The following is an 11,532-nucleotide window of genomic DNA, read 5'->3' as shown; positions in this document are numbered from 1 at the left end:
GGCTCAAATGAAAAACAGATTATTATATATTTTTATATTTCAAATAGTTACTTTTTTGGGTTATGCACAGAATGATACTATAAATCAACGAATAGAAACTCCACAATCAGCAGCAGTTGTTGACCCTGGCGAAGAAGACCCAACAGGTTATCAATGGAACAGAGATGCAGATGGAGACGGATATGGAAACCCGGATGTTTATATTTTTAAAACCACTAAACCTGCGGGTTATGTCGCTAACCAATCTGACTTGGATGATGGTGATAAATATATTACAGATATACCGCCGCATACTGTTTATAGAGATGTTGATGTTGATGGTTTTGGAATTCCGGGTGTGTATGCAGAAGCTAGTGTTTCGCGTCCGGGTTATGTTGATAATTACACAGATTGTAATGATAATGATGCGACAGTAAACCCTAATACTATTTGGTATCGTGATGCCGATGCCGATGGATTTGGTTCAACAACCGTAACCACTAAAAGCTGTTTACAACCAGCAGGATATATTAAAAATAATACAGATTGTAATGATGCCGATGCTGCATTAAATCCAAATACAACCTGGTATCGCGATGCCGATGGTGATGGTTACGGAGCTACAACTCCTACATTAAAACAATGTACTCAACCTGCAGGCTACGTTCGAAACTCGTCTGATTATAATGACACTACAATTAACATTACTAATATTACGCCCTCAACTTTTTACAGAGATGCAGATAACGATACATTTGGAAGTCCAACTGTGACAGTTTACTATAGTGTTAAACCAACAGGATATGTTACCAATAATGCGGATTGTAATGATGCAGATGCAACTATAAACCCGAATACAAAATGGTATGCAGATAATGACTTAGATACTCTTGGAGATCCAGCGAACTTTGTAACACAATGTACTGCCCCGGCAGGAAATTATGTGCGGGATAGCTCAGATAACTGTCCTACAATACAGGGTATGAATTCAAATTGTTTGTCAATTCCTAACCCATCTGTAGATAGGAATTATATCCTTACCAAAACATATAAACAGCCCGTTACTGCGGTTGTACCTTTACCTACTTTAGATCAGGCTGTTCAAAACATAACTTATTTTGATGGATTAGGAAGACCTGTTCAAACGAATGCTAATAAACAATCTAACACAGGAAAAGATATTATTACTGTTATAGACTACGATGATTATGGAAGACAGACGAAAGAATACCTGCCTTATAAATCAGAAAGTGTTAATATGTCTTTTGACTCTGGTGCTCTGGGTAATTTAAGTTCTTATTATGCAAGTCCAACTGTTGCGAGAAACGGAAATCCTAATCAGGAGGCGACTAATTTTCCGTTTAGTGAAAAATCATTAGAGAATTCTCCATTAAACAGAGTTTTAAAACAAGCTGCTTCAGGAAACGACTGGAGACAGGGGCTTGGTCACGAAATAAAAATGGATTATCAGACGAATGCTGGTGATGTTAAAAATTTTAATGCAGTTACAACATGGAGTACAGTACTTGGATTGTATGATATCTCTTTGGGGAATGCCGCAGGAACTGTTTTTTATGATGCAGGACAGCTCAGCAAAACAGTTACTTACGATGAAAATACTGCGGCTTCTCCAGCAGAACTTAACGGTTCGACTGTGGAGTTTAAAAATAAGCTGGGGCAGGTTATTCTAAAAAGAACTTACGGCAAAGTTGGAACTGGTACGGTTAACGAAAAACACGATACCTATTATGTGTATGATCAATATGGAAATCTTACGTATGTAATTCCGCCAAAAGCAGATGGAGCACTTACAGCAACTATTTTAAACGATTTATGCTATCAATATAAATATGATTACCGCAACCGACTTGTAGAGAAAAAACTGCCGGGTAAACAATGGGAATTTATTATTTATGATAAACTTGACAGAGTAGCTGCTACCGGACCTGCCAGCTCACCTTTTAGCGATTTAACCTCTACAGGATGGCTGGTAACTAAATATGATGCCTTCAACCGACCTATTATTACAGCATGGTGGCCTGCAGCAGCCGTAACTAACGTTGAGAGAAAAACACTTCAGGATGCTCAAAATGCAGTAACGACAAATCCTAGCGAAACTAAAATTGCCACAGCAACAAATACTGTAGTACCACCCACAACGGGAGTGAGTTTTAGATATACTAATCTATACTGGCCAACATCTGGGTATCATGTTTTAACGGTTAATTATTATGATGATTATAATTATCCGGGTGCCCCAACTGTACCTTCTACTGTAGCGGGTACAGATCAAAATGTTTATTACAACAGTTCTATAAAGCCTATAGGTTTGTCTACCGGAAACTGGGTTCGTGTTTTAGAAGCAAGTACTGCCAATAGAAATGAACTTACATATACTTTATACGATGCTAAGGCAAGACCTGTAAGAACCTATACTACAAACTATTTAGGTGGTTATACTTATACAGACAGTAAATTGGATAGTTTTTCTGGAAAGCTGGAATATAATATTACAAAACATAAAAGACAGACTACAGATACAGAGCTAACGACAAAAGATGCCTTTACATACACAGCTCAGGATCGTTTGCTTACACAGACACATCAAATAAATGGAGGTACGATTGAATTAATTGCCAGTAATGTATATGATGAATTAGGAAATCTAATTTCTAAAAAAGTTGGTAATACAGCAGCTGCACCAACCCAAAATATAAATTATACCTATAATATTCGTGGATGGCTTACGGGAATTAATGATGTAACCGCTTTAAGTAAAGCAGGAGACCCTAAAGACCTTTTTGCCTTTAAGCTAAATTATAACACTACAACTACAGCAGGTGTAAGTGCTTTATATAATGGAAACATTTCAGAAACATACTGGACAAGTATTAACTCTGAAACTGCAATAAGAGGTTATGGTTATGTATACGATAATTTGAATCGATTAAGAACAGGTATTTCTAAGCAAAACGGCACTGTAAATAATTATTATGACGAAACTTTAACGTATGATAAAAACGGAAATATCATGTCTTTGGTTCGTAATGGTAATGCAGCTGCCATCCAGCAGATTGATAATTTAGCATATTATTATGGTTCTACTAATAATTTAAACCAGCTTACAAAAGTTATTGATAATGCAGCTGCTTACAAAGCAGGTGGTTTTGTAGACAGCGCAGCCAATACGGTAGATGATTACAGTTATGATGCAAATGGCAATATGACAAAAGATAATAACAAGAATATTACTACTATTGGCTATAACCATTTAAATCTTCCAATCAAAATAACTTTTGCCACAACAGGAAACATTGCATATCTTTACAATGCAGCGGGGCAGAAATTGCAAAAAATTGTGAGTGAAACGTCTAAGCCTGTTGTAACTACAGATTATTTGGGAGGTTATCAATATGATAATGCTGTATTGAAGTTTTTTCCAACAGCCGAAGGGTATGTGGAACCAGTATCAGGCTCTTATAAATATGTATACCAATACAAAGATCATTTAGGTAACATTCGTTTGAGTTATGATAAAACGCTTGCTATTAAAGAAGAGAGTAATTTTTATCCTTTTGGATTAAAACAAGAAGGATATAATAATGTTAAAACAGGTGTAGAGAATAAATATAAGTATAACGGCAAAGAACTGCAGGACGAGCTGGGGCTTAACTTCTACGACTATGGAGCAAGGAATTATGACCCTGCTCTGGGACGTTGGATGAATATTGACCCGTTAGCGGAGAAATACTTTAATTTGAGTCCATATAATTATGTAGCTGATAATCCAATAATATATATCGACCCTGATGGCAAGGAAATTATTGTTGCTAATAAAGCAGACCAAGGTACAGTCTTAAAAATGATAAATAGTAAAGCATTAGGAACTTTTGCTTTTAACAAAAGTGGTCATTTATATTTAGCCAAAGCTGGTGGGGATTCTTCTAAATTCTCATCTTATTACTCAAAACAACTTGTAGCGGCAATAAATGATAAAGAGAAAATAAATATTTCCATAGGTCAGACCTTTCAAGAAAAAGGCAAAACAAAAAGTGTAGATAATGATGCTGGTGGAGGTGTTACCAGTAAGAAGAGTACAACTACAACATATTCAGATGGTACGAAAACTGTTACCAAAGAAGCTGATGTTACTATTTCTGGAAATCCATTAGTAGGATTAAAAGATACAAACGGTAATGCTTTGACTGATAATCCTGCGGATATTTTAGCTCATGAGCTAGTGGGACATGCTATACCATACATTACTAAAACAGATACTGGTAATGCAGTTGATAATGAGAATAAAGTTAGAAAAGACACTAACTCACCAGAGAGAGCAAACGAACCTAATCATAAAGAATAATATTCATGAAAACAAAATTAATTATATTTATAAGTTTGGCACTGATATGTTGTAATAAGAATACAAAACAAAAGGCAGAAGTAATAAACATAAAACAACAACAATTAGATGGTTCTGTATTTGGTGTATGGCAAATGTGCAAAAGTACTGGAGGTGGTGAAGAGACCTCGTATAACGTGTGTCCAACCATACTTTTTTCTGAAGATGGAACTGGAAATATAAAATCTTTGGAAAAAAAATACTGTGATTTTCAGTTTTCATCTAAAAACGATAGAATTGTTTTCTCTTTTAAATCTGCAAATGATAGAAACGCTTTTTTTGCAACTGGTACAGAGTTTATCTTTAAATTTAACATTGCAAATAATATAGAAACACTTGAACTCTCTCAATTGAATACAGATTATAAATTTATATTAAGCAGGATTTCTCGATAAGATAAAACCAGATAGCTCGGAAATATACTAAATTTCGTCAACGGATAGAGCAGTTTATAAACTGTACTCACAACAATAATCAAAAAAGCCACTTCAATATCGGAGTGGCTTTTGGTTTTTATGGAGTTGCTACATGTTTAGGGAATAGCCGTAAATGTACCTGCGGTGATATTGAATCTTTTTTCTACTATTTTAGTACCGTCACAGTAACCTAATGGAAAACCATTATCATTGGTTAAGTTACTAATATTGAATTCCTCAGCCGACGCTCCTGCGGTCTGGGCTTCTGCCAGCGCTCCTGCAGCACATTGCAAGTTGTTCCGCAGGCTCCACAATTGCAATAAGCTGCTCCCAACGCTCAAAGCCCAGCCCACTCCCAAGCTATGTTACATAACAAGCAATTATAGTGCAGGCCCTTCGGGTTCGCTTTGCCCTTCACTATAAGCTCGTTATGTAAAATAGCCGCACTCCCGACGCGCCACCCCCCAAGGCCGACGCTTCTGCCAACGCACTACGAACCTTAATTATTTGTTCAATCGCCACAAGGGCTATGCTCATTTTTTTGGAAGAATGCCAGGAATGTTTTTTTTTCAATTGAAATATTAAGGAAGGCATCCTTCCAAAAAAATCGAGCCTTCCAATCCATCGAAAATAGTTGAAATCTTCAACTTTTTTTAATCTCCCGAATATATAATGTTGCTGTAAATCCATGTCACAGCATATCTAAAATACGCTGCTTTAATTTGTAAAAATGAAAAAAAACAAAAGGTTAGGCAGGGCAGTTTTTAGTGTCCTATTTTATTTTAAGGCTTGTAAATACCTTGCAGACGCTGGGATTTTTAGAAACCGTCCTTTTTTAGAGTCTAAAACCCTAATAGGCGAATAAAAAAATAATTTAAAAAAAAATCAACTTTTTTAGAAAATGGGAATATTTATATATAAACGAAATATCATGAACACAATCTTATTATCATTAATAATTGTTTTAGTCTTCATCGTTGTGATGACTATTATATTAAATTTTGTCGAAAAAGACAGAATACCACTAATAACGAATTTTTTTGAAAAAGTACTTCCGAAAATACCATTCACTAAAATATTTGGAAAGAAATAATGAATTTATTTTTTTTCAAATGAAAAGAAAAATTGTAAGAAAAATAATTATATTTTTTCTTTTCATTTGAGAATATAATCTATTTATTTTTCTATTTTTACCAAGTAGGAAAAATGAAAAAGAACGTTCTTAAAAAGAAGATGCTCGCGCGAAGCTTGATATTGCACAGGACAATACAAGTATAAGTACAATGGAAAAGAACTACAGGATGAACTAGGGCTTAACATGTACGACTATGGAGCACGTAATTATGACCCTGCACTTGGGCGTTGGATGAATATAGACCCGATGGCAGAAAGATATTTTGGAGAAACACCATATAATTATGTTATGAATAGTCCAGTTAATTCGATTGACCCTGACGGAATGGATGTATACTTATTAACAGAATCAGGAAGAACTATATTAGCTTTAAAAGAAAAAGATAAAAAAACAGATACAATGTATGCCGTTGATAGTAGTAGTATAACAGACATAACTTCTTCAAGTGGAACAAAAGATACTACTTCAATATTTGATATGAAAGACACTAATGGTGATGGACAATTTACTAAGGAAGATGGTGTTACTGTTAAATCTGGGTTGATAGGACAATTAAGTAAAGAATCTGATAAAGGCAATGGTAGTTATCTATCAACAAGTGATTATACTAATGATAATGAAAACAATTATCTAAGTCTTTTTAAATATATTTCAGACAATTCTTTAGAAAATGAATTTTCTTTGCATTTTTTTAGAGATGGAGGTAAAAATAAAATTCAACTGGGAACTTATTATATTAATGATAAATCTCCTGGAATTGCTCACGATAAAAAAATAAAATCATATCATAATCATTCAGATACGGATTTTATTGATGAAAGAATGAGTATGGGAGATAATGGACATGGTAAACCAGAGTACGCACATTATCCAAATGATTTTAACCCGCTCTCCGAAGAGTTCCTTATGAAAAGCTGCGCAAACGTCTCTGAACTGCCCCCAAATAGTGTCTAACTTTTTGGGGGCAGTTCACTCTGACTTTGCGCAATTTTTTTGTTCTTAGAAATTATAAGCGTGTCAAAAGTCTCTGACTTTTCTTGTCTATTTCTAGAAATGATAAAATAAATAAGTTAAATCTTATATTTTTGTAAAAAAAATATAATGAAAGAAGGATACGTTATCAGGGATCAGGCATTGCCACATTTTATAACCTCTACAGTTGTAGACTGGGTAGATATTTTTACACGTCAGATTTATAGAGATATTGTTATTGAAAGTTTAGAATACTGTATTCAGAATAAAGGAATGATTTTATATGGTTATGTTATTATGAGTAATCACATACATTTAATTGTTCAGTCTGAAAATGGGAAATTATCAGATTTAATAAGGGATTTTAAAAAGTTTACTGCTAAAAATATTCTCGAAAAAATTCAAAATAGTCCCGAAAGTAGAAGAGAATGGATGTTGGAACGTTTTAAGTTAGCTACACAAAGCCATTCAAGAAATAAAGAATACCAATTCTGGCAATACGGAAACCATGCAGAAGAAATTTATACAAATGAATTTATGTGGTCTAAATTAGATTATATACATTTAAATCCTGTAAGAGCTGGACTTGTTGCTAAAGCCTCAGATTATGTTTATTCAAGTGCAAGTAATTATGTTTATGATTCAGGCTTGCTAAAAATAGAAAAAGCAGATAATATAATTGTTAATGTTTTAGATAATAAATCATTTGTTCGTTATAATCAGTATTGAAATCTATTTTAAAGTCAGAGACTTTTAGACGTTTTCGTTTTCTGATGGAAATTTAAAAAGTGGCGCAAAGTCAGAGACATTTGCGCAGCGTGCATTGAATTAGAAAACACTTCGGAGAGCGGGAATAATAATGTTAAATTAAATTATAGTAATCTCTATGAAACAAATACTTGGATACATATCGTTTTTATTTCTAATTTTGATTGTTTCTTGTAATGGACAAGAGAATAAAAATAAGAAGATTGATACTTCAAAAATAAAAGAAATTACAATAACAAATAAAGTTTTTTGTAATGGTGGTCATAACCTTAAAAGTGGAAACTTAGTTATTACAAATGAAGCAGAGATTGAGAAGATAATTAATGGACTCTCCAATTCAGAACCTATTAAAGCCGATGTTAATATGAAGATGAACAATGGGTTTTTCGACATAAATTTTTATGAAGGAGGGAAAGAATATTTGTATACTATAAATTACACTATTTATAATGGAGTCATTTTATGGAATAATGGAAATCTTTATAAAAATGACAAATTAGAAGTGCTCATTTATCAAATGTTTGCTGAATAGACAATGAATAATTTGATATTTAAGAAAACCTTTTTTTGTAATAGACTAGGTGTGTTGATGGTTAATAATTCCATATAACATTTCCATATAACATTTCCAGATAATCAGAGATTGATAGTAGTGTCCCCTCTCATTGGTGCGTCCCGCTCGTACAAATGAAAAAAATTAATAAAACAAAGTATAAAACACAAAAACCTCACAGATGTGAGGTTTTTGTGTTTTATACTTTGTGAAATAATATAGATTATTTACAAGCGTTAGATCAAGTATTCAAAACCTAAATAATTCAATATAATCTATTTGCAATGCCTCACAAACTCTTTCTAAAGTTGAAAGTGTAGCATTAGCATTTCCTTTTTCTAATCGAGACATATTGCTCTTTTCAAAATTACACTTTGCAGCTAATTCCTGTTGAGTGATATTTTTCTGAATTCTAATTTCTTGAATTCTTTTTCCAACCTTTTGTTGTATAGTTTGCTCCAAAATAAATTATCTTTTATGATAATTCAAATTTTGTTATATATTTGCGGAAACTGGTTATCTTATACGATAACTAAATGTAAAGATTGGATCAAGTAAAAATAAAGTAGAAGAATAGATAATTATGGAAACAAAACAAACTAAAAATTTAGACAATATTAAAAAGCTATCCGCATTGTACTTCAATACCCTAAAACGTGCTAATGATGAAAAAGATATTTATACTGCCGAAATTAAATTGATAAATTATTATGAGCTAGGCTGCGTTATTAAAAATATGCTGCAATTATGTATTTTGGCGGTAGATCACGAAACGCATAAAATTTCAGAAACAGGAAAAAATCAATCTATTAATGTAGGGCTTATTTTAGAGTTAGTGCTGCAGCTTTTTCCTTTGGATGAATTTGAATTTTTGGATGAGGTCAATGATTTATTAGAAACGAACATTTAATACATATGCTAAATTTAAACTCTTCTTCCAATTAAACTCTCTGCAAAAGCTCTCAATAATGCTTTTTTATCTTCATCTATATTAATCTTGTCTAAAATTTCAGAAGCTTTAGAAGTATATTTTCTAATAGATTCCTGAGAAGCTTTTGGTACTCCAGATTTCAAAAATAATGCTGTAATGGTTTCAATTTTTTTGACATTATCATCAAGTCGAACGGCATACAATTCCATTAATTGTTCTTTTTCGCTTTCAGTTAGAACTTCAAGAGCTTTGAAATATAAATAGGTTTTTTTATTCGAAATAATATCGCCGCATAATCGCCTTCCGAAGGTTGGAGTATCACCAAAAAGATCCAAATAATCGTCTTGCAGCTGAAATGCTAAGCCCAAATTAAGCCCGAAATCATAAATTAAATCGCAGTTTTCGGGAGAAGTTTGAGCAATAATGGCACCTATTTTTATTGATGTAGCTATGAGCGCTCCGGTTTTGCACTCAATCATTTTTAGGTATTCTGAAACCGTAACATCTTGTCGCGTTTCAAAATCAACATCCCATGTTTGCCCTTCGCAAACTTCGATCCCCATTTTGTTCATTGCTTTAGTCAAAGTTTTGGCAAGATTGGGTTCGTAACTTTGCAGATAGTGATAGGTTAGAATAATCATGGCATCTCCGGCAAGAATTGCGACGTTAGTATTCCATTTTTTATGTACGGTTGGTTTTCCTCTTCTTATAGGATCTTCGTCTATAATATCGTCATGAACTAGTGAAGAATTATGAAAAACCTCTATGGCTAAAGCTGCTGGTAATGCTAATTTGTAGTCTGTACCAAAAATTTCTGTAGTAAGTAAAGTAAGAACCGGTCGTATTCTTTTTCCTCCCAATGACATTATATAATTTATAGGCTCATAAAGATTTTTAGGCTCTTTGTCTATAGTTTGATTCTCTAAATAACTAATAAAAAAATCTGTGTATTGAGCTATTGAATACATAAAATTAAAATTATTAATTTATAAACAGCTAAAATACAGCTTTTTACAAATTAAATTAAGAAAAATTCTACAAATTAATTTATTCTCTAAATCAGATGCGTATTATTTAATTTTTTTAGGATTTTTCTTAAATTATTGAGTTTCAATTATGTTCAATAAAAAAAGCTCCAGATTTCTCTGAAGCTTTGGTATGGATTATAAAGGATGATCTTAAAAATTAGTATTTACTTTTTTAGAACGATCGGCAATGTATGAAATAAGCCAGGTTACTTGTCCTTCTTTTACAAAGTATACTTTCTTTGTCTCTAAATTTGGAACACCTTCTAGGCAGGCAATTAATATGTTGTTTGCAGAAATTAGGTATTCCTGATTATAAGTACTCAAAACTCTTGCTGCTTCTTTATTGGTTTTAGCAAGGTTAGTGAATTTAACGAAGTTATTTTTAAGGATTGCATCGTAATTAAGAATATCTTCCATGTTTAAAGAAATATAATGCTCTTTTACATTTTCATTATAATATAGAGTTGCAAAAGCCCAGACAGCTCCACCTGATAAATATATTTTGTCTTTTTTTAATAAAAGAGGATTTTTGTCCAGCAATGCCTGCACTTTCTTACGCAGCACCGAGTTAAAATCAAAAGATTTTTCCTGATATGCCGACATATCATTAACCTGACTTTGATTTACAACCGTTTTTTTCACTGCATCAGTAAGTGTCATTGTACCAAAATCAAGCTCCAAAGGAATAAACTCTAATTTGTTATCTTCAAGCTCATCAATGTATCCGCCTTTAGTAGTTTGTGCGCCAATATCAAGCAAAAAAGCATTAGAATAATCAACAGGAGGCATTGCACCTTTAACTAGTGTTTTTGCCTCTTCGTTAACATTAAGTATCTCTAGTTCTTTGTTTGTTAGCGTAGCAATTTTATTTTTTAAAACATCAGCGTTGCGGGCAGATGAAAAAACAGGAGCGGCTACAATAAAAATGTTGGTTTCGGGCATTTTATATTCGGCTCTAATTTTTACCAATTGTTCTGCTGCTATAGTACTGGCTTTGTTAATATCGTCTACAGTAAGTTCGCCGGTATTAGCAATATGTTCGGCAAAATTGATTCTCTCAGTCCAGAAAGAAAGAATTTTATAATCGGCTTTTTTGATATTACTTACATCCAGAACTGAAACTTTTATAGCTCTTCGGCCAACTTCAATTCCGGCATAAAGATTTTTTTGAGAAAATGAATTGATGGAAAAAAATAAACTTAAAAAGGTAAGAATAAGAATTTTGGGGCTGTTTTTTTTAAACATTGGAGTTTACGATTAAAATATAATTTTAGATAAATAATTAAGATAATTATTGCTTTTCTTCTCGTTAACGCAAAGAAAATCAATCAAAAAGCTAGCTTTTTTG

Annotated in this window: 10 protein-coding genes; 6 read left to right on the top strand and 4 right to left on the bottom strand. The window is 32.8% G+C overall.

Translation table 11 applies throughout. The features are described 5' to 3' along the window. Nucleotides 1-7 precede the first annotated feature (7 nt). Both BUE10_RS24365 and BUE10_RS21170 read left to right on the top strand, forming a co-directional pair. Entirely contained in the window at nt 8-4,342 is a 4,335-nt protein-coding gene (locus tag BUE10_RS24365) for a DUF6443 domain-containing protein (RefSeq protein ID WP_304456938.1), read from the top strand. Between the two features lie 5 nt (nt 4,343-4,347). Next, nucleotides 4,348-4,776, top strand: coding sequence for a hypothetical protein (locus tag BUE10_RS21170; protein WP_091291046.1), 429 nt, complete (start codon nt 4,348-4,350; stop codon nt 4,774-4,776). A gap of 137 nt (nt 4,777-4,913) precedes the next feature. Here BUE10_RS21170 and BUE10_RS21165 read toward each other — a convergent pair whose 3' ends face one another. Beyond that, entirely contained in the window at nt 4,914-5,156 is a 243-nt protein-coding gene (locus BUE10_RS21165) for a hypothetical protein (protein WP_073488776.1), read from the bottom strand. A 959-nt stretch (nt 5,157-6,115) separates the two neighbouring features. On the opposite strand from BUE10_RS21165, the gene BUE10_RS21155 reads away from it, so the two are divergent. The 3 genes from BUE10_RS21155 (at nt 6,116) to BUE10_RS21145 (ending at nt 8,204) form a co-directional block, all read left to right on the top strand. Next, nucleotides 6,116-6,886 (top strand): RHS repeat-associated core domain-containing protein, encoded by a 771-nt coding sequence (locus tag BUE10_RS21155; RefSeq protein ID WP_073488773.1) that lies wholly within the window; start codon nt 6,116-6,118, stop codon nt 6,884-6,886. A 147-nt stretch (nt 6,887-7,033) separates the two neighbouring features. Then, a complete protein-coding gene (locus BUE10_RS21150) occupies nt 7,034-7,633 on the top strand; it encodes an REP-associated tyrosine transposase (RefSeq protein ID WP_073488771.1) in 600 nt (199 codons plus the stop codon). A gap of 157 nt (nt 7,634-7,790) precedes the next feature. Then, the gene (locus BUE10_RS21145) at nt 7,791-8,204 is read left to right on the top strand and encodes a hypothetical protein (protein WP_073488770.1); all 414 of its coding nucleotides are present in this window, start codon (nt 7,791-7,793) and stop codon (nt 8,202-8,204) included. A gap of 270 nt (nt 8,205-8,474) precedes the next feature. Here BUE10_RS21145 and BUE10_RS21140 read toward each other — a convergent pair whose 3' ends face one another. Then, nucleotides 8,475-8,687 carry a helix-turn-helix domain-containing protein gene (locus BUE10_RS21140; RefSeq protein WP_083598240.1) on the bottom strand — a complete coding sequence of 71 codons (213 nt, stop codon included), beginning with the start codon at nt 8,685-8,687 and terminating at the stop codon, nt 8,475-8,477. A 121-nt stretch (nt 8,688-8,808) separates the two neighbouring features. On the opposite strand from BUE10_RS21140, the gene BUE10_RS21135 reads away from it, so the two are divergent. Continuing rightward, nucleotides 8,809-9,135, top strand: coding sequence for a hypothetical protein (locus tag BUE10_RS21135; protein WP_073488766.1), 327 nt, complete (start codon nt 8,809-8,811; stop codon nt 9,133-9,135). 14 nt (nt 9,136-9,149) lie between these two features. Here BUE10_RS21135 and BUE10_RS21130 read toward each other — a convergent pair whose 3' ends face one another. After that, the gene (locus BUE10_RS21130) at nt 9,150-10,124 is read right to left on the bottom strand and encodes a polyprenyl synthetase family protein (protein WP_073488764.1); all 975 of its coding nucleotides are present in this window, start codon (nt 10,122-10,124) and stop codon (nt 9,150-9,152) included. A 210-nt stretch (nt 10,125-10,334) separates the two neighbouring features. Next, on the bottom strand, nt 10,335-11,429 hold the full coding sequence (locus BUE10_RS21125; protein WP_073488762.1) for a Ppx/GppA phosphatase family protein: 1,095 nt from the start codon (nt 11,427-11,429) through the stop codon (nt 10,335-10,337). Nucleotides 11,430-11,532 lie beyond the last annotated feature (103 nt).

This window comes from Flavobacterium sp. CF108 (genome assembly GCF_900129795.1).
GTDB lineage: Bacteria > Bacteroidota > Bacteroidia > Flavobacteriales > Flavobacteriaceae > Flavobacterium.
The sequence above is the reverse complement of the archived record's forward strand: the minus strand, read 5'-3'. Positions and strand labels throughout refer to the sequence as shown.